The 21,635-nt window shown below is 62.8% G+C and carries 25 protein-coding genes; 14 read left to right on the top strand and 11 right to left on the bottom strand.

Annotation, left to right across the window (positions count from 1 at the left end):
• The first annotated feature begins 44 nt into the window (after positions 1–44).
• Both NKH95_RS08185 and NKH95_RS08180 read left to right on the top strand, forming a co-directional pair.
• Positions 45–293, top strand: a complete 249-nt coding sequence (locus NKH95_RS08185; protein WP_352440513.1) for a plasmid stabilization protein — start codon at positions 45–47, stop codon at positions 291–293.
• Positions 290–703, top strand: a complete 414-nt coding sequence (locus tag NKH95_RS08180) for a type II toxin-antitoxin system VapC family toxin (protein ID WP_352440512.1) — start codon at positions 290–292, stop codon at positions 701–703. The genes NKH95_RS08185 and NKH95_RS08180 overlap by 4 nt, the downstream gene beginning before the upstream one ends.
• Positions 704–841: 138 nt before the next feature.
• On the opposite strand, the gene NKH95_RS08175 is transcribed toward NKH95_RS08180, so the two are convergent.
• From NKH95_RS08175 to NKH95_RS08150, 6 genes are all read right to left on the bottom strand, one after another.
• Complete coding sequence (locus tag NKH95_RS08175) at positions 842–1,261, bottom strand: VOC family protein (protein ID WP_352891311.1); 420 nt, start codon at positions 1,259–1,261, stop codon at positions 842–844.
• Between the two features lie 24 nt (positions 1,262–1,285).
• Complete coding sequence (locus NKH95_RS08170; RefSeq protein ID WP_352440510.1) at positions 1,286–2,611, bottom strand: bifunctional folylpolyglutamate synthase/dihydrofolate synthase; 1,326 nt, start codon at positions 2,609–2,611, stop codon at positions 1,286–1,288.
• Between the two features lie 118 nt (positions 2,612–2,729).
• Positions 2,730–3,656 (bottom strand): acetyl-CoA carboxylase, carboxyltransferase subunit beta, encoded by a 927-nt coding sequence (accD, locus tag NKH95_RS08165; protein WP_023810617.1) that lies wholly within the window; start codon positions 3,654–3,656, stop codon positions 2,730–2,732.
• A 98-nt stretch (positions 3,657–3,754) separates the two neighbouring features.
• A complete protein-coding gene (trpA, locus tag NKH95_RS08160; RefSeq protein WP_352611037.1) occupies positions 3,755–4,594 on the bottom strand; it encodes a tryptophan synthase subunit alpha in 840 nt (279 codons plus the stop codon).
• A gap of 2 nt (positions 4,595–4,596) precedes the next feature.
• Positions 4,597–5,817, bottom strand: coding sequence for a tryptophan synthase subunit beta (gene trpB, locus NKH95_RS08155; RefSeq protein WP_023810615.1), 1,221 nt, complete (start codon positions 5,815–5,817; stop codon positions 4,597–4,599).
• Between the two features lie 33 nt (positions 5,818–5,850).
• Positions 5,851–6,510 carry a phosphoribosylanthranilate isomerase gene (locus tag NKH95_RS08150; protein WP_352798319.1) on the bottom strand — a complete coding sequence of 220 codons (660 nt, stop codon included), beginning with the start codon at positions 6,508–6,510 and terminating at the stop codon, positions 5,851–5,853.
• Positions 6,511–6,620: 110 nt separating this feature from the next.
• On the opposite strand from NKH95_RS08150, the gene NKH95_RS08145 reads away from it, so the two are divergent.
• Positions 6,621–6,839: a hypothetical protein gene (locus NKH95_RS08145; RefSeq protein ID WP_352798317.1), complete on the top strand. Its 219-nt coding sequence runs from the start codon at positions 6,621–6,623 to the stop codon at positions 6,837–6,839.
• A 305-nt stretch (positions 6,840–7,144) separates the two neighbouring features.
• On the opposite strand, the gene NKH95_RS08140 is transcribed toward NKH95_RS08145, so the two are convergent.
• The 4 genes from NKH95_RS08140 to NKH95_RS08125 form a co-directional block, all read right to left on the bottom strand.
• Positions 7,145–7,903 carry a M48 family metallopeptidase gene (locus NKH95_RS08140; protein ID WP_352611041.1) on the bottom strand — a complete coding sequence of 253 codons (759 nt, stop codon included), beginning with the start codon at positions 7,901–7,903 and terminating at the stop codon, positions 7,145–7,147.
• Between the two features lie 200 nt (positions 7,904–8,103).
• Positions 8,104–8,586, bottom strand: a complete 483-nt coding sequence (locus tag NKH95_RS08135) for a DUF2852 domain-containing protein (RefSeq protein WP_023810611.1) — start codon at positions 8,584–8,586, stop codon at positions 8,104–8,106.
• Between the two features lie 117 nt (positions 8,587–8,703).
• Positions 8,704–9,846 (bottom strand): benzoate/H(+) symporter BenE family transporter, encoded by a 1,143-nt coding sequence (locus NKH95_RS08130; RefSeq protein WP_352798314.1) that lies wholly within the window; start codon positions 9,844–9,846, stop codon positions 8,704–8,706.
• A complete protein-coding gene (locus NKH95_RS08125; protein WP_023810609.1) occupies positions 9,846–10,616 on the bottom strand; it encodes an alpha/beta hydrolase in 771 nt (256 codons plus the stop codon). Before NKH95_RS08125 ends, NKH95_RS08130 begins: the two co-directional genes overlap by 1 nt.
• Positions 10,617–10,819: 203 nt before the next feature.
• On the opposite strand from NKH95_RS08125, the gene infC reads away from it, so the two are divergent.
• The 9 genes from infC to NKH95_RS08080 all read left to right on the top strand — a co-directional run bounded on the left by infC (position 10,820) and on the right by NKH95_RS08080 (position 18,607).
• Entirely contained in the window at positions 10,820–11,356 is a 537-nt protein-coding gene (gene infC / locus NKH95_RS08120; RefSeq protein WP_023810608.1) for a translation initiation factor IF-3, read from the top strand.
• Positions 11,357–11,484: 128 nt separating this feature from the next.
• Positions 11,485–12,111, top strand: a complete 627-nt coding sequence (locus NKH95_RS08115; RefSeq protein ID WP_023810607.1) for a methyltransferase family protein — start codon at positions 11,485–11,487, stop codon at positions 12,109–12,111.
• A gap of 142 nt (positions 12,112–12,253) precedes the next feature.
• Entirely contained in the window at positions 12,254–12,898 is a 645-nt protein-coding gene (locus tag NKH95_RS08110; protein WP_023810606.1) for a methyltransferase family protein, read from the top strand.
• A 182-nt stretch (positions 12,899–13,080) separates the two neighbouring features.
• On the top strand, positions 13,081–13,284 hold the full coding sequence (gene rpmI / locus NKH95_RS08105) for a 50S ribosomal protein L35 (RefSeq protein ID WP_006201248.1): 204 nt from the start codon (positions 13,081–13,083) through the stop codon (positions 13,282–13,284).
• Between the two features lie 148 nt (positions 13,285–13,432).
• Positions 13,433–13,834 carry a 50S ribosomal protein L20 gene (rplT, locus tag NKH95_RS08100; RefSeq protein ID WP_023672281.1) on the top strand — a complete coding sequence of 134 codons (402 nt, stop codon included), beginning with the start codon at positions 13,433–13,435 and terminating at the stop codon, positions 13,832–13,834.
• A gap of 141 nt (positions 13,835–13,975) precedes the next feature.
• Positions 13,976–15,073 (top strand): phenylalanine--tRNA ligase subunit alpha, encoded by a 1,098-nt coding sequence (gene pheS / locus NKH95_RS08095; RefSeq protein WP_352554632.1) that lies wholly within the window; start codon positions 13,976–13,978, stop codon positions 15,071–15,073.
• Positions 15,070–15,492 (top strand): GFA family protein, encoded by a 423-nt coding sequence (locus tag NKH95_RS08090; protein WP_352773865.1) that lies wholly within the window; start codon positions 15,070–15,072, stop codon positions 15,490–15,492. The genes pheS and NKH95_RS08090 overlap by 4 nt, the downstream gene beginning before the upstream one ends.
• Positions 15,489–17,966: a phenylalanine--tRNA ligase subunit beta gene (gene pheT, locus NKH95_RS08085; protein ID WP_352891309.1), complete on the top strand. Its 2,478-nt coding sequence runs from the start codon at positions 15,489–15,491 to the stop codon at positions 17,964–17,966. Before NKH95_RS08090 ends, pheT begins: the two co-directional genes overlap by 4 nt.
• Positions 17,967–18,004: 38 nt before the next feature.
• A complete protein-coding gene (locus tag NKH95_RS08080; protein WP_352891308.1) occupies positions 18,005–18,607 on the top strand; it encodes a nucleotidyltransferase family protein in 603 nt (200 codons plus the stop codon).
• Positions 18,608–18,876: 269 nt separating this feature from the next.
• Here NKH95_RS08080 and NKH95_RS08075 read toward each other — a convergent pair whose 3' ends face one another.
• Positions 18,877–19,872 (bottom strand): aldo/keto reductase, encoded by a 996-nt coding sequence (locus NKH95_RS08075; protein WP_352891307.1) that lies wholly within the window; start codon positions 19,870–19,872, stop codon positions 18,877–18,879.
• Between the two features lie 96 nt (positions 19,873–19,968).
• Here NKH95_RS08075 and NKH95_RS08070 point away from each other — a divergent pair, with 96 nt between their 5' ends.
• A complete protein-coding gene (locus NKH95_RS08070; protein WP_023810600.1) occupies positions 19,969–20,859 on the top strand; it encodes a LysR family transcriptional regulator in 891 nt (296 codons plus the stop codon).
• A gap of 202 nt (positions 20,860–21,061) precedes the next feature.
• On the top strand, positions 21,062–21,631 hold the full coding sequence (locus tag NKH95_RS08065) for a cytochrome b (RefSeq protein ID WP_352891306.1): 570 nt from the start codon (positions 21,062–21,064) through the stop codon (positions 21,629–21,631).
• The last annotated feature ends 4 nt before the right edge of the window (positions 21,632–21,635 follow it).

The raw sequence follows: 21,635 nt of genomic DNA, 5'->3' as shown, positions 1-21,635 counted from the left end.
GGCAGGGGCAGGAAAGGCTATATCTTTTCAAAAGGGAGTTTGAAATGGCCGAACCCCAGCTTTCCGTCCGCAGCGCAAAAGCACGTGATCTTGCGCATCGACTCGCTCGTCGCGAAAACCGCTCAATAGCTGATATCGTCGAACGCGCGCTTGAATCCTATGAGATTCGCGAGGCCGGGCGAGAACCGGCATCCGCCTTCTACTCCCGCCTGACGGCAAGCGTTGGCGTCGACATCGATCTGGAAAAAATCATCCGGGAAAACCGCAAGGTCCATACAGGGCCGGAGCTTTGATTTTCGTCGACACCAATGTGATTTCTGAGAGCCTTGGAAAGGCGCCTGACGCGGCTGTCATGGCTTGGCTGGTTCGCAACGATACCGAACTGGCGCTTCCCACGGTGGCGATTGCCGAAATCGCTTTCGGTATCCAAAAGATACGACCTGACGAGCGTGCCGATCGCCTGGAGCAAGGTCTCTCCCAATGGCGCCATCGCTTTGCCGGTCGCATTTTTGGGCTGACGGAGGAGGCGGCTCTGGCTTATGGCGAGATTATGGGAACGGCGACGCGCAAGGGCCGGGGCATGTCGGCACCCGATGGCATGATTGCAGCGATAGCGCGCGTGAATGGCGGTCGGCTGGCAACGCGTAACCTGAACGACTTCGGCCCGGCCAACCTCGAGCTGATCTCACCTTGGGATTTCTAATGCATGTCGCCCAAAAGTGATCTCTGTTTTGGGAAGACGACATGCATAAAAACAATGGCCTAAAGCGGGTCACCTGAATCCGTTCAGACGCGACACGCGTTAGGGCGTTTCACCGTTTCACGGAAAAGGAGGAATGCTCTACCAATCGGCGATGCGGTCGCCGCCGGCGAACTGTGCGCTTTTGCCGGTGTATTCGAACAGCTCGATCTTCACGCCGTTGTGATCGCGGATCCACGCCTGGAAAGTGTCGTCGCAGGCGTGCTTCTTGGCCGTGACGTCGATGCCCTTCGATTTGATGTGATCGATCGCAGCATCGATGTTTTCCACCTCGAGGCAGAAATGGTTGATCTGGTTCTGCTCGGTGTAGGCCGTGCCGTCCTTCTGGAACACCTCGATGTGGCTGCGCCCGCCGCAATTGAGGTAGAACCCGAAAATGTTGCCGTCGCGCAGGAAATTGAACTGCGTATCCAGGCCCAGCACGTCGCGATAGAAGCTTCGCGTTGCCTCCAGGTCATGCGCGAAGATGCAGACGTGAGCGAGCTGCTTGACCTTGATCATGACGGGTTCCTCGCAACTCCGACCTCAGGTCGGCGGAGTGCCGTTCTCGGCCAGCACCGCGCCGGTCAGATACAACGAACCGCTGATCAGGATGCGTGGCGCCGGGCCGTCCCAGGTGTCGCGCAGCAGCATCAGCGCGCTGGCGACGGAACTCACCGGCTCGGCGGTCAGCCCGGCTTCCGTCGCGCGGATCGCCAGTTCGTCATTAGGCACGCCGGCCTCGCTGAGGCTCACCGGCACCGTGTAGACATGCCGGGCGAGGCCCTTGAAGGCACGGAAATAGCCGCTCTGGTCCTTGGTGTTGATCATGCCCGAGATGAGGAACAGCGGACGCGGGTTCTTCTCTTCCTGCTCGGCCAACGCTTCGGCAACCACCACGCCGGCGCCCGGATTGTGGCCACCGTCGAGCCAGATGTCGGCGCCCTTGGGTGCCAGTTCGGCCAGCCGGCCCTGCATCAGCTTCTGCATGCGGCCGGGCCAGGCGACATTGATCATCGCCTTTTCGGCGGCGCGATGGCTGATCTCGAAACCGGCCGCCTTGACCGCGGCGATCGCCGCCGCCGCATTGGCGAACTGGTGGCGTCCGGGCAGCCTGGGCGGCGGCAGGTCCATCAAGCCGTCTTCGTCCTGGTAGACCATGCGGCCGTTTTCCTCGAAGGCAAGGAAATCCTGGCCGTAGACGAAGGTGGGGCATTCAAGCCGCTCGGCGGTTTCGATCAGCACCTGCAGCGCCGTCTCGCTCTCCTGCGCGCCGATGACCACCGGACAGCCGGGCTTGATGATGCCGGCCTTTTCGGCCGCGATCAGTTCGACACGGTCGCCGAGATAGGCCTCGTGGTCGAGCGACACCGGCATGATCACCGACACGGCGGGCTCCTTGACGACATTGGTCGCGTCGAAGCGGCCGCCGAGCCCGACCTCGATGATGGCGGCGTCGGCCTGGTGTTCGGAAAACAAGAGGAAGGTGACTGCGGTGAGAATCTCGAAGACGGTGATCTTCTCGCCCTCATTAGCCCTGGCGGCACGGGCAATAGCATCGGCGAAAACCCTGTCTTCGACCAGCCTGCCGCCGCCATCGGCGGCCAGCCGGTAACGCTCATGCCAGTTGACCAGATGCGGCGAGGTATGGACATGGACGCGGTAGTCCGCGGCCTCGAGCAGGGCGCGCGAAAAGGCGGCGCACGAGCCTTTGCCGTTGGTGCCGGCGATGTGGATGACCGGGGGCAGCCGATCCTGCGGATTGTCAAGCCGCTCCAGCAGCCGCGAAATGCGGTCGAGCGAAAGGTCGAAGCCTTTCGGATGAAGTGCCATCAGGGCTTCGATTTCGCGGTCGGCGGCAAGCGTCGTCATGGGTAGAATCCTAGCGCATGAGCCTGAAAACCAGAATCGTTTCGGATGGCCATGGCAATCAAAAGCTACAGCGCGCCGAAGCCCTCGTGCAATCGCGGTCGCGGCGCCTCGTGTCGCTTCAGGCTTGCGGCCGAGCTTCCGCGGCGACCGCCGCCGGCGGCAGGATTTCCGGCTCCAGCGGCTTTTGCTCCTCCGGCAGCTTGAGCAGCATCTTGAGCAGCCGCGATATGGTTTCGCGCAGCTCCAGCCGCGACACCACCATGTCGACCATGCCGTGCTCCATCAGATATTCGGAGCGCTGGAAGCCGTCGGGCAATTTCTCGCGGATCGTCTGTTCGATGACGCGCGGTCCGGCAAAGCCGATCAGCGCGCCGGGCTCGGCAATGTGCACGTCGCCCAGCATGGCGTAGGAGGCGGTCACGCCGCCCGTGGTCGGGTTGGTCAAAACGACGATATAGGGCAGGCCGGCTTCCTTCAGCCGGTCGACACCGATCGTTGTCCGCGGCAATTGCATCAGGGACAAAATACCTTCCTGCATGCGGGCGCCGCCGGAAGCGGCGAACAGGATCAGCGGCCGCTTGCGCTGCAGGGCCACTTCGAAGCCATGCACGATGGCGTCGCCGGCAGCCATGCCGAGCGAGCCGCCCATGAAGGCGAAGTCCTGCACCGTGACCACCACCGGCAGACCCTCGACGGTGCCCAGCGCATTGATGATCGCGTCCTCAAGGCCGGTCTTGGCCTTGGCGTCCTTCAACCGGTCGACATAGCGCTTCTCGTCGCGGAATTTCAGCGGATCCTGCATCACCTTGGGGTTGTCCAGGGTCTCGTATTTGCCGCCATCGAAGAAGAATCTCAGCCGCTCCTTGGCCGAAATCTTCATATGATGGCCGGACGAGGGAATGACGAACTGGTTGGATTCCAGGTCCTTGTGGAACACCATCTCGCCGGTCTCCGGATCCTTGATCCAGAGGTTCTCGGGCATGTCGGTGCGCCGGCCGAGCATCGAATTGATCTTCGGGCGAACGTAATTGGTGATCCAGTTCATCGCTTCGGCTCCTGTCCTGACGAAGAGTTAGTGCATGTCGCCTAAAAGTGGAAACCGGTTTTGGGATAACGACATGCGCAAAAGCTGAGGTAGGAGAACTATTCGGCAGCAGCAAGGCGGGCCGAACGCACGCCTTGCGCAAGGCCGCTGACCAGCGTGGCGACGGCTTCGGCCGGATCGGCGGTCTTTTCGCCCTTCGGTCCCAGCACATTGGCTACCGCATTGACGATCGCGGTGCCGACGACCACGCCGTCGGCATTGGCGCCGATCACCCGGGCCTGCTCGGCGGTCTTGACGCCGAAGCCGACGCAGACCGGCAGGTCGGTATGGCCCTTGATGCGCTTGACCGCCGCCGCCACCTTGCCGGTGTCGGCCAGCGCCGAGCCGGTGATGCCGGTCATCGAGACGTAATAGACGAAGCCCGACGTGTTCTGCAGCACCTTGGGCAGGCGCTTGTCGTCGGTGGTGGGTGTGGCCAGCCGGATGAAATTGATGCCGGCTTTCAGCGCCGGAATGCACAGTTCCTCGTCCATCTCCGGAGGCAGGTCGACGACGATCAGCCCGTCGATGCCGCTGGCGATCGCGTCCTTGAGGAAGCGGTCGACGCCATAGATGTAGATCGGATTGTAGTAGCCCATCAGCACGATCGGCGTCTCATTGTCGCCGGTCCGGAAGTCGGCTGCCATCTTCAGCGTCTTGACCAGCGTCTGGCCGCCTTTCAGCGCCCTGAGACCCGCCGCCTGGATTGCCGGGCCGTCGGCCATCGGATCGGAGAACGGCATGCCGAGCTCGATGATGTCGGCGCCAGCCTTGGGCAGTGCCTTCATGATCGACAAAGAGGTGTCGTAGTCCGGGTCGCCGCCCATGAAATAGGTGACGAGCGCCGGGCGGCCTTCGGCTTTCAGTTTTGCCATGCGGCGGTCGATGCGGGTCACCATGATCAGATCTCCATGCCCAGCATCGAAGCCACCGTGTGCACGTCCTTGTCGCCACGGCCGGACAGGTTGACGATGACGATCTGGTCCTTGTCCATGGCGGGCACGATCTTCACCGCATGCGCAATGGCATGCGCGGATTCCAGCGCCGGGATGATGCCTTCGACGCGCGTCGTCAGCTTGAAGGCCTCCAGCGCTTCGTCGTCGAGGATCGGCACATATTCGACGCGGCCTGAATCACGCAGCCACGAGTGCTCCGGGCCGACACCAGGGTAATCGAGGCCGGCCGAGATCGAATGGCCATCCATGATCTGGCCGTCAGAGTTCTGCAGGAGATAGGTACGGTTGCCGTGCAGCACGCCGGGCGCGCCGGCATTCATCGACGCGCAATGCTCGATGCCGTCGAGACCGCGCCCGCCGGCTTCGATGCCGATGATGCGGACATCCTTGTCGTCGAGGAACGGATGGAACAGGCCGATGGCGTTGGAGCCGCCGCCGACAGCGGCGATGATCGTGTCCGGCAGCCGGCCCTCCTGTTCGAGGATCTGCGCCCGCGCCTCGATGCCGATCACCGACTGGAAATCGCGCACCAGCTCCGGATAGGGATGCGGGCCCGCAGCGGTGCCGATCAAGTAATAGGTGTCCTCGACATTGGTCACCCAGTCGCGCAACGCCTCGTTCATGGCGTCCTTCAGCGTGCCGTGACCGGCGGTCACCGGCCGCACTTCGGCGCCGAGCAGCTTCATGCGGAAGACATTGGGGCTTTGCCGGGCGACGTCGGTGGCGCCCATATAGACGACGCAGGGAAAGCCGAAGCGGGCCGCGACCGTGGCCGACGCCACGCCGTGCTGGCCGGCGCCGGTCTCGGCGATGATGCGCTTCTTGCCCATGCGCTTGGCCAGCAGGATCTGGCCGAGGCAATTGTTGATCTTGTGCGAACCGGTATGGTTCAGATCCTCGCGCTTGAAATAGACCTTTGCGCCGCCGAGATGCTTCGTGAGGCCTTCGGCGAAATAAAGCTTCGACGGCCGTCCGGCATAGTGGGTCGACAGGTCAGTCAGCTCGGCCCTGAAATCCGCATCGTTCTTGACCTCGTTCCAGTGCCGCTCCAGATCGAGGATCAGCGGCATCAGCGTTTCGGCAACGAAACGACCGCCGAAAATGCCGAACATGCCCTGTTCGTCGGGTCCGGTGCGGAAGGAATTGGGTGTCGCCGGCTTGTTCATCGCCGATCTCCTGGCTTGTCGTTTACAGCACGCTCAGGCTGCGCGGGTGTTCCGCGCGGCCCTGACGGCCCGGAAAAACTGTTCGATCAGCGCCGGATCCTTGATGCCCGGCGCGCTTTCCACGCCTGAGGAAATGTCTATTCCGGGCGGGTCGGCAAGCCGAAGGGCATCGCCGATATTGGCGGCGTTGAGCCCACCGGAAAGCATGTAATCGACGCTGCCGTCAAGGCCGGCGAGGATGTGCCAGTCGAAGGCCACGCCGTTGCCGCCCGGCAGTTGCGAGCCTTTCGGCGGCTTGGCGTCGAACAGGAACCGGTCGGCTATGCCGATGAACGGCTTTATCCGTTCGAGATCGGCGGCCTCGCTGAGCGGCAGCGCCTTCATCACCGGCAGGCCATAGCGGGCTTTGACCTCGGCGACGCGCTCGGGCGTTTCCGCACCATGCAGCTGCAGCATGTCAGGCTGCATTTTGGCAACGATTTCATCAAGGAAGGCGTCGCTGGTATCTACGGTGACGGCAACCGCCATCGCCTTGCCGCGCGCAGTCTCGCGCAGACGGCCAGCCTCGGCAGGTTCGACATAGCGCGGGCTTTTGGCGAAGAAGATAAACCCGACATGGCTGGCGCCGCCGGCCAGCGCCGCGGCCATTGCCCCGTCGGTCTTCAAGCCGCAGATCTTGATGTCGAGTGCCATGGCGCGGGAATTGGCATGAAAAGCGAAAAGAGTCGAGAAAAAGCATGCTGTTTGCCGACACGGCCAAAGGCGCTACCTATGGATGAACAGGACACGGCGGGAGCACGATCATGACCGACAGGACAATTGCCGAACTCAGGCAGAAGGTCGCGCAGGCGCGCGAGGTCATCGCGCACCTGATCGACAAGGCTGCCTTCAACGGCGCCGAAGCGCACCGGGCGCTCGACTATTTCGGCGGCGATGAATTCGACGGCAATTTCCTGCCGTGGCCGCATCATGGCGATGAGGGGTTGCGGCCGGAAGAGCTTAATGCGGCGAATGACGACTGAATTTCGTCATCCTAGGGCGGAGCGACGCGAAGCGGAGCGCAGACCCTAGGATCCATGCCGTGACATCCACCGAAGGATGCGGCGGTGGAGAATGAACGCGTTGCTGAAAAGGTCGTTTTGTTCTGGCGGATATCCGAGACCTGCACCGTTGCGGCGCTCGTGCGTCACGGCATGGATCCCAGGGTCTGCGCCGCGTCGCTTCGCTCCTTGCTCCGCCCTAGGATGACGACGTTGGAGATAGCTTCGCCAATCTCCAACGGTCGCGCGAGTAGCCTACTGCGCTCGACGTGCCGCTCGGCTGCCGCCTACTCGAACATGATCGCCTGCAGCGCACCGCCATTGCGCTTCAGCCAGTCCTTGCAGCGATCGGTGTCGGGGCAGAGCTTTTCGCACAATTTCCAGAATTTCGGACCATGGTTCATCTCCTTGAGATGCGCCACTTCATGCGCGACGAGATAGTTGATGACCGGCGACGGCGCCATCATGATGCGCCAGGAGAAGGACAGATTGCCTTCGGAGGTGCAGGAGCCCCAGCGGCTCGACGTGTCCTTGAAGCGGACGGCCTTGGCGCGTTTGCCCAACGCCTGGGTGTGCTTGAGCACCAGCTTCTCGATGTCCTTCTTGGCCTCGCGCTTGAGGAAGTCGGCGATGCGGCGCGGTAGGTGTATGCGATCGCCGTGCACGATCAGCAGCGGGCCGCGCTCATCGCTCGACACCGTCACGGTCCCGCGCTTTGATGGCTCATGGACGATGCGGTGCGCCACGCCACGCACCGGGATCCTGATGCCGGGCCGCACCTGCGGCCGCGTCGGCACCTTGGCCAGTCGCTGCTCCAGCCAGTCCTGGTGCCGCTCGAGGAACCTGTCCACCTCGCCGCGGCGCAGGCCTGGCGGCACGGTGATGCGCAGACCCTGACCGCCTGAATCGATGCGCAGCGTCATTCGGCGCGCCCTGGCGCTCTCGACGATCTTGAGCGGCAGCGTGCGGCCGGCGACGCAATATTCGCGTTCCACGACAGGCGTGGGCTTGGGCTTTGTCAGATTGCGAAAGAAGCCGAGAGTCATGGCGGGACGATACGCGATTCGAGAAAAACGACTAGAACAAAAAAGAAACGGCGCCGCTCGCGCGACGCCGTCGTCATACCTTGGCCTGTCCTACAGAGCCGCGCGTCCTCTGGGACGCGCAAAGGACGCTGTAGCACTTTAAGTTGGCGCATGATCCTTTCCGAAAACCGGTTCCGATTTTCGGGGTCATGCGTCGGGCCTCAGTCGTCAAGCAGGTTCGAACCCTTGCCACGCTTGGTGGTCGTCGTTCCGGCGCCCGGATCGGTCTTCGTCGGAGCCGTCGACTTGTTGCGGTTGGCCATGAACCGGTCGAACTCGTCCTGATCCTTGGCGCGGCGCAATTCGCGGGCATACTCGTCGAACTGGGTCAGCATCTCGTCGAGCTTGCGACGCTCTTCGTTCAGGCGCTCCAGTTCCTTTTCGCGCCAGTCGTCGAAAGCGACGTTGCCGGTGCGGGCGGAGCCATTGCCCCAGCGCGCGGCCTTGTCGGAACCGCGGCGGCATCCGGCGAAGATGCCGTCGGTCGCGCGGTTGACGTCACGCTTGAAGCCATCGAGGCGGTCGCCCCAGATGATGTAGGCGAGCATGGCGAAGCCGAGTGGCCAGAACACCATGAAACCCACAACCATCAACGCGATGGTTGCCGGCGTCCAGGCCGGACGGATCAATGCGGATGTGTTCATTTTCTCCCATTCCTTCGGTTGGAGACAGCCAAACCCGGCTGCGTGGAATCGAAATGGGAAGAGAAAAACGGCGATTCAAGACAATGTCCGCCAAATCCGGACAAGCATCTGAAATGATTATCGCTTTTTGATCATATCGAGGAAAAGCACGACCAGCCCGGCAATCAGGCCCCAGAATGCGGCGCCAACGCCGAACAGCGTCAGACCCGACGCGGTGACGACAAAGGTGACGGTGGCGGCCATGCGATCCGCCTCTTCCTTCAGCGCGATAGACAGCGCGTTGGCGAGCGACGCCATCAGCGCCAGGCCTGCCACCAGCACGATCAGGCTCTGCGGCAGCACCGCGAAGATCGCCACCAGCGAAGCGCCGAAAATCGCAAAGATGAGATAGGCGAGCGCATAGAACGGGCCGGTCTTCCAGCGCTCGGCGGGATCGGGGTGGACGTCCGGCCCGGTGCAGATCGCCGCCGAGATCGCCGCCAGATTGGTCGTCGAGCCGCCGAACGGCGCCGAGAGCAGCGAAAACAGGCCCGTGACACCGATCAGCGGGCCGGGCTCCGGGTGATAGCCGGCGGCGCGCAGCACGGCGAGGCCGGACAGGTTTTGCGACGCCATGGTGACGAGATAGAGCGGCAGTGCCAGGCCGATCACCGCCTTGGTGGTGAAGTCAGGCGCAATCAGCGTCAGCGTCGACAGTTCCGGTGTCGGCAGGCCACCGACACGGCCGGTGAGGAAAGCGGCGAGGCCACCGCCGATCAGAACCGCCAGCACCGACAGCGCCGGGTTGAACAGCCTGATAACGAAGAAGACGGCGATCAGCGGCAGGATCAGCCACGGGTCGATCGGAATGGTCTTCACCGCATTGAGCGCGAAGGTGACGACGATGCCGGCCAGCATGCCCGAGGCGACGGAGGGCGGTATCCTCGAGATCAGCTTGGTCAGGGGCCGAAACAGCCCTGTGGCGATCAGAAGGACGCCGGTGACGATGAAGGCGGCGACGGCCTCGCTCATCGAAAAGCCGCTCGATGCCGCGATCAGCGCCAGGCCCGGCGTCGACCAGGCGGTGATGACAGGCATTTTCGTGCGCCATGACAGCCACAGGCTCTCGATCGCCATGGCCAGGCAGATCGTCGTCACCCAGCTTGCCGTCTCGATCTGCGTCGCACCGACTGCGGTGGCGGCTGCGATGACGATGGCCAGCGTGCCGCCGAAGCCGACGATCGCCGCGACGAAGGCGGATATCGGGATGGAAAGGCGCATCAGTTTCCCCTCTGCGCCATCGCATCGACGGCCCGCACCAGCATGTCGAGATCTTGGGGTCGCGACAAGCGATGGTCGCCGTCGGGGATCAATGACAGTGTCACGTCGTCGGCGGGCAGCAAGCTGACCAGCTTCAGTGCGTGGCTTGCAGGCACGTCCGCATCGGCCAGGCCCTGCAGGATGTGCACCGGGCAATGGGTGTCGATCGGGCCTGTCATAACCCGGTTGTAGCGCCCGTCCTCGATCAGGGCGCGGGTGTAGATGTAGGGTTCCGTGGAATAGTCCGACGGCTCTTCGAAGAAACCTTTTTTGGCGAGATCGCGCTTCTGCGCCTTGGTCAGCACCGGTTCGACCAGGTCGGCGGTGAAATCCGGGGCTGGCGCCAGCAGCACCATGCCGGCGACGTTGCTATCGCCTGCCTTGCGCAATTCCTGCACCATGCGCAGCGCGATCCAGGCGCCCATCGAGGAGCCGACCAGGATCTGGCTGCCCCGGGTGAAATGCCGGAACACGGCAAGGCTCTGCGCAAGCCATGTCGAAATCGTGCCGTCGGCAAAGGCGCCGCCGGATTCGCCATGGCCAGAATAATCGTGGCGCAGGAAGGCGCGGCCTTCTTTGGCCGCCCAGTCCGTCAGCGTCTGCGCCTTCGTGCCCAGCATGTCCGACTTGTAGCCGCCGAGCCAGACGATGCCTGGCGCAGAGCCAGCAGTATGGCGCACCGCGATGCGCGATCCATCTACATCCAGAAAGATTGGGGGCGTAGCAGTCATGGCTTTTCCTCAACGCGGGTCTTGTGACACAGCCGGTGGCGTGGCGAAAAGTGCTCACGATGTTGTTTGTTTGGTGCAGAGCAGCGATCAGGGTGATTTTCTGTCAATGCTGTGCTATTGACTCCGCCCGCGCGCTCACCACATTGCGCGTCCACGCATCAACACTGACGAACCTGAACGAAACGGCCAAGGAGACCACGACCATTCGCAGACCTTTCAAAGCAGCGGCGCCGACCAAGGATGGCCCGCGCTCCAACCGTGACATCCGGGTTCCCCGGGTCCAGCTTATCGACGCCGATGGCCAGAACCGCGGCGATATTTCCATCAACGATGCGTTGCTGCTCGCCGAAGAGGCTGGGCTCGATCTCGTCGAGATATCGCCCAATGCGGTGCCCCCCGTCGTCAAGATCCTCGATCTCGGCAAGTTGAAATACGCCAACCAGAAGAAGGCGGCCGAGGCGCGCAAGAACCAGAAGGTCATCGAGATCAAGGAGATCAAGATGCGCCCGAACATCGACAGCCATGACTACGAGACCAAGATGAAGGCGGTTCGCCGCTTCTTCGAGGAAGGCGACAAGGTCAAGCTGACGCTGCGCTTCCGTGGCCGCGAGATGGCGCATATGGAACTCGGCATGCAGCTTCTGAACAAGGTCCGCGAGGAAGTGGCGACGATTGCCAAGGTCGAAGCGGAACCGAAGCTCGAAGGCCGCCAGATGATGATGGTGCTGTCGCCGCGCTAGAGCGATCCCCGTCAAAAGCAAAGGCCGCTTCGGCGGCTTTTGTTTTGTTTTGCCTCCGCCATGATTTCTCCGCAAGTTGCTTCGACAAGGATTCTGGTTGCCGGTCCTCGCGGCGAAAGGATTCTCCCATGACCGCTGCGGCACGTTCTACAAGTGAAATGGGTCGCTATCAGCGGCGCCGGCGCGTCCTGCTGGCGCTGCTAATCGGCGCTTTTTGCGCTTTGCTGATCTTCGGCGGCTCCCCGCACGATGAACTGACCCACGAACGCATAGAGGCGCACGGGATCGCCCTGATACTGATCGGAATCGGCGGCCGGCTCTGGTCGATCCTCTATATCGGCGGCCGCAAGTCGGCCGAAGTGGTTGCAACCGGCCCATATTCGGTGATGCGCAACCCGCTGTATTTTTTCTCCACCGTAGCGGCCGTCGGCATCGGCACCCAGACCGGCAGCGCGATCGTCGCGGTAGCGTCGGCGGTTTTGTGCGCGGCCGCGTTCCACATCGTCACGCTGCGCGAGGAACGGCATTTGACGACCGTGCTCGGGGCGCCGTACAAGGACTACGTTGCACGGGTGCCGCGTTTTTTTCCCAATCCCCGGCTTTATCGCGATCAGGCCGAGGTCACCTTCACACCGCGCATCTTCAATCACACGCTGCGCGACGGCTTGATGTTTCTGGTTTCCATACCGTTTTTCGAACTCATCGAGTCCGGACAGGAAAGCGGTGTAATTCCCGTCCTCTTCTGGCTGTATTGAGCTGCGGTAGGCAGTCAAAAGAGGCGACATGCATTAAATCCGCCTGAATTATCCTGCAAGCCGTCCCAACGATCGGCGGGGCCCTGTTTTCTTGGCCAGAAGCTGCGATCGCCGGCAAGTTTTTCGACGATCGGATTCCGCCATGGTCAATGAAATCAAGTCTGCGCCCGTCGAGGCACACGGGCTGGGCAACTACCAGCATATGCGCCGCATGGTGCTTGCGGTGCTGGTGGTGGTGCTGTTTCTGGCACTGCTGTTCGGCCAATCGACGTTTCCGCCTGAAACCTGGGTGCATGAGTCGATCGAAATGTTCGGCGTGCTGCTGATTTTCCTCGGCATCGTCGGGCGCCTTTGGGCGACGCTCTACATAGGCGGGCGCAAATCTTCCGAGGTGGTGACCGGCGGGCCTTACTCGATCACCCGCAACCCACTTTATGTGTTCTCGACCGTGGCCGCGGCGGGCGTCGGCGCCCAGATCGGCTCGTTCTCCGGCATCATCCTCTTTGCGCTGCTGTGCGCGGGTGCCTTCCACATCGTCATCCTGCGCGAAGAGAAGTTCCTCAAGGAAGCGCTCGGCGCGCCGTACCAGGCCTATCTGGAGAAGGTGCCGCGCTTCTTCCCGAAGCTGTCGCTCTACCAGGAGGGCGATACGGGCAGCTTCAAGCCCCGCCTGTTGCTGACCACGCTGCTCGACGGCCTGGTCTTCCTCGTCGCCCTGCCGGCCTTCGAGCTGATAGACGGAGCCCAGCTGTCAGGCATGTTGCCGGTCTGGTTCACGCTGCCCTGACCAAGGACACAGCGCCGCATCTCCACAGGTGTTGCACGCGGGCCGTCTTTGACGTATAGCACCGCCGTTCAAGAAAACCGCCCGGCAGGGCATGCCGTGGCGGTTTCATTTGCTTTTCGGGCTTTGGTCGGCCCGAAGCGAACAAGAAGCGCGATAGTGCGCCAACAATACGGAGTAGCAAAATGCCCAAGATGAAGACCAAATCGGCCGCCAAGAAGCGGTTCAAGATCACAGGTACGGGTAAAGTCCTGTCGGCTGCGGCCGGCAAGCGTCACGGCATGATCAAGCGTTCCAACAAGTTCATTCGAAATGCCCGCGGCACGATGGTTCTGGCTGAACCGGATGGCAAGAAGGTCATCAAGAATTTTCTGCCGAACGGTCTCTAGGGAATGATGCCAAAAAGTTGCAGACTTTTTGGAAAACATCATTCGCCAAAATAAGATCATTCGGTCCGGACACGCATTTGTTTTACGCAATTCCGAACGGAAAACCGCAAGGCACTTTTCCTGGAATTGCTTTTAAGGAGATCATGACATGGCACGCGTAAAAAGAGGCGTCACTTCGCACGCCAAGCACAAGAAGGTCCTGAAAGCCGCCAAAGGCTTCTACGGCCGCCGCAAGAACACCATCCGCATCGCCAAGCAGGCGGTGGAAAAGTCGATGCAGTACGCGTATCGCGACCGCAAGAACCGCAAGCGCTCGTTCCGCGCGCTGTGGATCCAGCGCATCAACGCCGCGACGCACGAGCATGGCCTGACCTATGGCCGCTTCATCGACGGCCTCAACAAGTCGGGCATCGAGATCGACCGCAAGATCCTGTCGGACATGGCCATCCATGAGCCGCAGGCTTTCGCAGCCCTGGTCGCCAAGGCCAAGGTGGCGCTCGAATATCTGAAGAACACCACGCCGAACGCTTTTGAAAGCGCTGTCGCCTAAGACCAGCGCTTCCCAAGCATTCGCAATTCTGATTTGGGGAACCCGCGCTGGCACGGCTGGCGCGGGTTTTTCTTTTGCCTGAACTTTCAACTTAAAAGTGACTTTCACTTTGAGCTGATTTCCAACGTAGCGAGTTTGACCGTGAACGACGCAACCACTGGCCTGGATACGCTTGAAAACTCACTTCTGGCCGAAATCGCCTCGGCCGCCGATGAGCCGGCCATCGAGGCCGTGCGCATCGCTGCTTTCGGCAAGAAGGGCGCCGTGTCCGAGATGCTGAAGACCCTTGGCGCCATGACCGCTGAGGAGCGTCAGGTCAAAGGCCCCGCAATCAACGGACTCAAGAACCGCGTCACAGATGCGCTGACGGTGCGCAAGGCCGAGTTGAAAGATGTGGCGATCACCGCCCGCCTCGCCGCCGAAAGGGTCGATGTGACGCTGCCGGTGCGGCAGTCGCCGGCCGAGCGCGGCCGTATCCACCCGATCAGCCAGGTCATCGATGAGATCGCGGCGATCTTCGGCGACCTCGGGTTTTCCATCGCGGAAGGTCCCGATATCGAGACCGATTACTACAATTTCACTGCGCTGAATTTCCCCGAAGGCCATCCGGCGCGCGAGATGCACGACACCTTCTTCTTCCAGCCGGACGAGAAGGGCGAGCGCAAGCTTCTGCGCACCCACACTTCGCCGGTGCAGATCCGCACCATGGAGACGAAGAAGCCGCCGATCCGCATCGTCATTCCGGGCAAGACCTACCGCCAGGATTCGGACGCCACTCACTCGCCGATGTTCCATCAGGTCGAGGGGCTGGTGATCGACAAGACGGCCAACGTCGCCAACATGAAGTGGGTGCTGGAGGAGTTCTGCAAGGCCTTCTTCGAGGTGCCGCAGGTCAAGATGCGCTTCCGGCCGTCCTTCTTCCCGTTCACCGAGCCGAGCCTCGAGGTCGACATCCAGTGCGACCGCTCCAGGCCCGGCGAAGTGCGCTTCGGCGAAGGCTCCGACTGGATGGAGATCCTCGGCTGCGGCATGGTCCATCCCAACGTGCTGCGCCATGGCGGGCTTGATCCGGACGAATATCAGGGCTTTGCCTGGGGCATGGGCATCGACCGCATCGCCATGCTGAAATATGGCATGCCGGACCTGCGCGCCTTCTTCGACGCGGACGTCCGCTGGCTGTCGCATTACGGCTTCAGGCCGCTCGACATGCCGACGTTGTTCGGAGGCCTGAGCGCATGACAGCGCCCTACGCCGGCGGCTGCCGCTGCGGCGCCGTGCGGTTCGAAGCTTCCGTCGAACCGCATCACGTCAGCTATTGCCATTGCGGCGATTGCCGGCGGGCCAGCGGCGCGCCGGTGTCGGCCTTTGTCGGCTTCCTGGTCGATCAGGTCGCGTTCACCGGCAAGGCGCTGAAGATGTATGAGAACGGCCCGGTGACGCGCTCGTTCTGCGGCACTTGCGGCTCGCCCATCGCCTATGTCGACGAGCGGCTGGAAGACGACATCTACTTCATGCTCGGCGCCATGGACATGCCGGCCGATTTTGAGCCGACGCAGCATGCCTATGTCGGCGAACAGCTTGCCTTCCTGCATATATCCGACGACCTGCCGAGACATCTGAAAACAAGCGTCAAAAGACCAGACGGAACAGTCCCATGAAATTCACCCTCTCCTGGCTCAAGGACCACCTAGAGACCGACGCCACGCTCGACGAGATCGTCGAGCGACTGACCTCGATCGGCCTCGAAGTCGAGCATGTCGACGACAAGTCGAGCCTGAAGCCCTTCGTCATCGCCAGGGTGCTGACGGCGGTCCAGCATCCCGATGCCGACCGGCTGCGCGTGCTGACCGTCGATACGGGCGACGGCAAGTCACCCGTGCAGGTCGTCTGCGGCGCGCCAAACGCCCGCGCTGGCCTGATCGGCGCCTTTGCTGCGCCCGGCACCTATGTGCCCGGCATCGACGTGACGCTGGCGGTCGGCAAGATCAGGGGGGTCGAGAGCCACGGCATGATGTGTTCCGAGCGCGAGCTGGAACTGTCAGACGAACACAACGGCATCATCGACCTGCCCGAGGATGCGCCGGTCGGCACCAGCTTCGCCGCTTATGCGCATATCGACGATCCGGTCATCGAGATCAATTTGACGCCGAACCGGCCGGACGCCACCAGCGTCTATGGCGTCGCCAGGGATCTGGCGGCGAGCGGGCTTGGCCGCCTCGTCGGCGGCGCCATCATGCCGCATGTCGGCAACGGCATGTGTCCGGTCAAGGTAACGATCGAAGCGCCGGAGCTTTGCCCTGGCTTCGCGCTCAACCTGGTCAAGGGCGTCAAGAATGGGCCGTCGCCGAAATGGCTGCAGCAGCGGCTGATCGCCATTGGCCTGAGACCCATCAGCGCGCTGGTCGACATCACCAATTACGTCACCTTCGACCGCGGCCGCCCGCTGCATGTGTTCGACGCCAGCAAGGTTGCCGGCAATCTCGTCGTGCGCCGCGCGCGCGATGGTGAAAAGGTGCAGGTGCTCGACGGCCGCGAATACACGCTGACGCCGGAAATGTGTGTCATCGCTGATGACAATGGCGTCGAGTCCATCGCCGGCATCATGGGCGGCGAGCATTCGGGCTGCGACGAGAACACGACCGACGTGCTGATCGAATCCGCCCTTTGGGATCCGATCACCACGGCGCGCACCGGCCGCACGCTCGGCATCATCACCGACGCGCGCTACCGCTTCGAGCGCGGCGTGGACCCCGAATTCATGGTTCCCGGCGTCGAGTTGGCAACGAAACTGGTGCTCGATTTCTGCGGCGGCACGCCGACCGAAATGGAAGTCGTCGGTTATGCCGACTATCAGCCGAAGATCGTTTCCTTCCCGCTGGCGGAAGTGAAGCGGCTGACCGGCATCGAGGTCGACGAGGATGAGAGCCTATCTATCCTTGAGCGCCTGGGTTTCAGTGCAGAGCCAACCTATCGACCCCATGCCAACTATGTTGCTCCGCCGCCCGGCACACGAGATTTCTCGTCTCAAGAAAAGATATCGGGCGTCTTCGACGTCGCCGTGCCGTCCTGGCGCCCCGACGTCGATGGCAAGGCAGATCTGGTCGAGGAAGTCATGCGCATCCACGGCGTCGACAACATCGCGCCGCAGCCGCTCGGTGCGCATGACGCGGTCAACGCCAGGATACTCACCACGCTGCAGGTCCGTACCCGCACCGCCAAGCGCGCGCTTGCCGTGCGCGGCATGATGGAAGCCGTCACCTGGTCGTTCATTCCGGCCAAGCATGCCGAGCTGTTCGGCGGTGGCCAGACCGCGCTGAAGCTCGCCAACCCGATCGCCGCCGACATGTCCGACATGCGGCCGTCGCTGCTGCCCGGGCTGATCGCCGCTGCACAGCGCAATGCCGACAAGGGTATTGGCGACGTGGCGCTGTTCGAAGTGTCGGGCACCTATGAGGGCGACGGCGCCGACCAACAGCGGCGCGTCGCCGCCGGTGTGCGTCGCGGCACCGCCAAGCTCGACGGCTCCGGCCGCAACTGGGCCGGCAATTCGGGTGCGGTCGGCGTGTTCGACGCCAAGGCCGACGCGATCGCCGCGCTCGAAGCCTGCGGTGCGCCGGTCGAGCGGCTGCAGATCGAGGCCGGCGGTCCAGCCTGGTACCATCCCGGCCGTTCCGGCACCATCAAGCTCGGCCCGAAAACCGTGCTCGGCACCTTTGGCGAATTCCACCCGAAGACGCTGGAGGGGCTCGATGTTTCCGGGCCGCTGTGCGGCTTCGAGGTGTTCGTCGATGCGGTGCCCGAACCGAAGGCCAAGCCGACGAAAACCAAGCCGAAACTGGAACTGTCCCCCTTCCAGGCGGTCAAGCGCGACTTCGCTTTCGTCGTTGACAAGTCGGTCGAGGCCGGCGCGCTGGTCCGCGCAGCCCTTGCCGCCGACAAGAAGCTGATCACCGCGGTTTCGGTCTTCGACATCTTCGAAGGCGCTTCGCTGGGCGAGGGCAAGAAGTCTATTGCAATCGAAGTGTCGATCCAGCCGGTCGAAAAGACGCTGACCGACGAGGATTTCGAGGCACTGGCGAAGCGTATCGTCGAGAATGTCGGCAAGCAGACGGGTGGCGTTCTGCGCGGCTAAGACTTGCGAGCAGATGGCGAATCGCCCTCCAAAGGGCGATGGACCATCTGCGGTATTCCGGACTTCCTTTCGAAGAACAGCGCGCGGCGTTTCTCGCCATCGTGCCTGCCGACCCGCTGGTCCGCGACGCGCTGGCGCGGGCTCACACGCTCGACCTGCCGGACTGGCTGGTGGTGTCCGGCGCGCTCTACAACAGTGTCTGGAACCACCTGACCGGCAAGCCCCCGGGTTACGGCATCAAGGATGTCGACCTGTTTTATTTCGATGACGCCGATCTATCCTACGAGGCGGAGGATGCGGTGATCCGCCGGGCGGAGAAGCATTTCGAAGGACTGCCGCTGCCGGTCGAGGTGCGCAACCAGGCGCGGGTGCATCTGTGGTATCCGCAGAAATTCGGGCAACCGTGCCCGCGCTATTCCAGCTCCAGCGAATCCGTCAGCTATTTCGCGTCGAAGACCCATGCGGTGGGTGTGCGATACGATGCGGATGGGCAGCTCGAGATCGTGGCTCCATTTGGTCTTGACGATATTTTTTCGTTCCGCATCACACCGAACCGGGTGATGGACAATCAGCGCACGCATGAGGTGAAGGGCAGACGCGCCCAGGAGTATTGGCCGGAGACCACTGTCGTGCCTTGGTAGGGAGTTGCCCGAATGTTGGCGCGAGGCACCCCCCTCTGGCCTGCCGGCCATCTCCCCCGCAAGGAGGGAGATTGGCAACTTCATCGGCGGCACCCTTCTTGCAACGTTGGTGATTGGCGAAAGCCGGCGTGACATCCGATCTCCCCCCTTGCGGGGGAGATGTCCGGCAGGACAGAGGGGGGTGCCTCGCGCCAACGTCACGCAACCTTCTGCACCATCGCGCATGAAAAGGGGCGCCGAAGCACCCTCTTCCGCTTACTCACCAGCTTTCACCCATTCACCAGCGCCAACTCCTTCTGCGCATAGCGCCTACCGACCACCTTGTCGGGCGACAGCGCATCGCCAATCGCCTGCACCTCGACCGCGCTCAGCGCGATCCCGGCCGCTGCCGCATTCTGCTTGAGATGGCGGATCCTTCTTGCACCGGGGATCGGCACGATGAAATCGCCCTGGTGCAGCACCCAGGCTAGCGCCAGCTGCGCCGAGGTTGCGCCCTTTTCAGCCGCCAGCTTTTCCAGCGTGGCGATGACGGCGGCATTGGCTTCCATCGCCTCGGCCTGGAAGCGCGGCAAGGTCCGGCGCCAGTCGTCGTCGCTCAAGGCCTCGGGCTTGCCGATCGTGCCGGTCAGCAGGCCACGGCCGAGCGGGCTGTAGGGAACGAAGCCGATGCCGAGTTCGCGGCAGACGGCGAACACCTCGTCTTCCGGGTCGCGGCTCCACAGCGAATATTCGCTCTGCACGGCAGCAATCGGATGCACGGCATGGGCCCGGCGTATGGTCGCGGCACTCGCCTCCGACAGGCCAAGCGCGCGCACCTTGCCCTCGCGCACCAGTTCGGCCATGGCGCCGACCGTATCCTCGATTGGCACGTTGGGGTCGACGCGGTGCTGGTAGTAGAGGTCGATCACATCCGTGCCCAGCCGTTTCAGCGAGGCCTCGGCGACCGCCTTGACGTGCTCGGGGCGGCTGTCGACGCCCGCCATGCGGTCGAGGCCTGTGCCTTCCTCCAAAATCTTGAAGCCGAATTTTGTCGCGATCGTCACCTTGTCACGCACCGACTTTAGCGCCTTGCCGAGCAGGATCTCGTTCTCGTAAGGGCCATAGACTTCCGCCGTGTCGAAGAAATTGACGCCGATGTCGACGGCGCGGTGGAGCGTGGCGATCGCATCGGCTTCCGCTTGGCCGCCATAGGCGAAGCTCATGCCCATGCAGCCGAGGCCGACGGGGTAGACGTTCAATTCAGTTCCTAGCTTGCGGGTTTGCATAACGCGTCTCCTTGTTGCGATGTGGCAGAAATAGCGCCTTGCCTTGTGTTCGATAATCGGTTTTCATCCGCACGGGCTGTACTAAAAGATAGATCAATGAATCGAGCGCATCTTTCACAACTGGCGGTGCTGGCGACTGTCGCTCAATGCGGCAGCTTTCGCGGCGCTGCCAGGGAATTGGCCATCGCGCCTTCGGCGGTTAGCCACGCGGTATCCAGCCTCGAAGCCCGGCTTGGCGTGCGCCTGTTGGCACGCAGCACGCGCAGCGTTGCCCCGACCGAGGAGGGCGCGCAACTGCTCGAGCGATTGCGGCCGGCGCTTTCCGAGATCGACCTGGCGCTGGAGACGGCAATCGAAGCGCGCGACCGGCCGGCCGGCAATCTGCGGCTGACCGTGCCGCGCACGGCGGCCCATTTGGCGCTGACGCCACGGCTGGGCGCCTTTGCGTCGGCCTATCCCGACATCGTGCTGGAGATCGTCATCGAGGACCGCTTCACCGACGTGGTGGAAGGCGGCTTCGATGCTGGCGTCAGGCTAGGCGAGAGCCTGCAGCGCGACATGATCGCGGTGCGCATCGGGCCGGACCTTCGCGGCGCGGTGGTCGGCGCCCCGGTCTATTTCGAGGTGAGCCCCAAGCCGCTCCACCCGCGCGACCTAGCCGGCCACCGCTGCATCCGCTTCCGCTTCTCCAGCGGCATCCTCTACCGCTGGGAATTCGAGAAAGGCCGCGAGACGATCGAGATGGCGGTGGAGGGACCGCTGATCCTCGATGAGGACCATCTGATCGCGCAGGCGGCGGTCGACGGCGCCGGGCTCGCCTTCGTCTTTGAGGATTATGTCCGCGCCCCGCTCGCCGACGGCAGGCTGATCCGCGTGCTGGAGGATTGGTGCCCGCCCTTCGACGGCTTCTTTGTCTATTATCCGAGCCGCCGTCAGATGCGGCCAGCGCTCAGGGCGTTTGTCGATTTCTTCAAGGTGAGTGGCTAGCCCACCCTCCCCCTTGTGGGGAGGGTCGCGTAGCAAAATGCCGCGAAGGCGGCTTTTGCGAAGCGGGGTGGGGGCCTCGTAGGGCGCATCCCCACCCCGTCTCGCAGTCTTCGCTTCGCTCCGACCGCGGGTCGACCCTCCCCACAAGGGGAGGGTGAAGCGCGCGTCGGAAGAAAGCCGCCTCACCGTTCGTTCACGTCCCATGCAAACATCGATCACCAACAGCACCCGCTATGGCTGGGGCGCGATCATTCTCCACTGGCTGATTGCGCTGATCTTCATCGGTCAGTTCGGGCTCGGCTTCGTCATGGTTCGGCTGACCAGTCAGCGCACCGCCTTCGAACTGATCCAACTGCACAAATCCTTCGGCTTTCTGCTGCTCGGTCTGGTGGTGCTGCGCGTCGCCTGGCGCCTCGGCAATGCAACGCCGCCGCTGCCGCGCTCGGTCGGAACCCTGGAGCGTCGGGCCGCCCCGCTGGTCCATTTTGCGCTCTACGCGTTCCAGCTTGCCTTGCCCTTGTCCGGCTGGGCGCTGGTGTCGGTGTCGATGCTGGAGATCCCCAGCCTGCCGTTCAACCTGTTCGTCATGCCGAACCTGCCGCTGGCTGAATCGGATGGCGCCGAAAGCTTCTGGGCGGCGGCGCACTGGTATCTCGGCTATGCCGGCATGGCTCTGGTCGCGCTCCACGTCGCGGCGGCACTGCGGCATCATTTCCAGCTCAGGGATGGCGTGCTCACGCGCATGATCACGCCTTCGTCAGATCCGGAATAGAGCG

Origin of the sequence: Mesorhizobium sp. M0848 (assembly GCF_040319805.1) — a bacterium.
Classification (GTDB): domain Bacteria; phylum Pseudomonadota; class Alphaproteobacteria; order Rhizobiales; family Rhizobiaceae; genus Mesorhizobium.
This window is presented reverse-complemented; position numbering and strand designations above follow the sequence as displayed.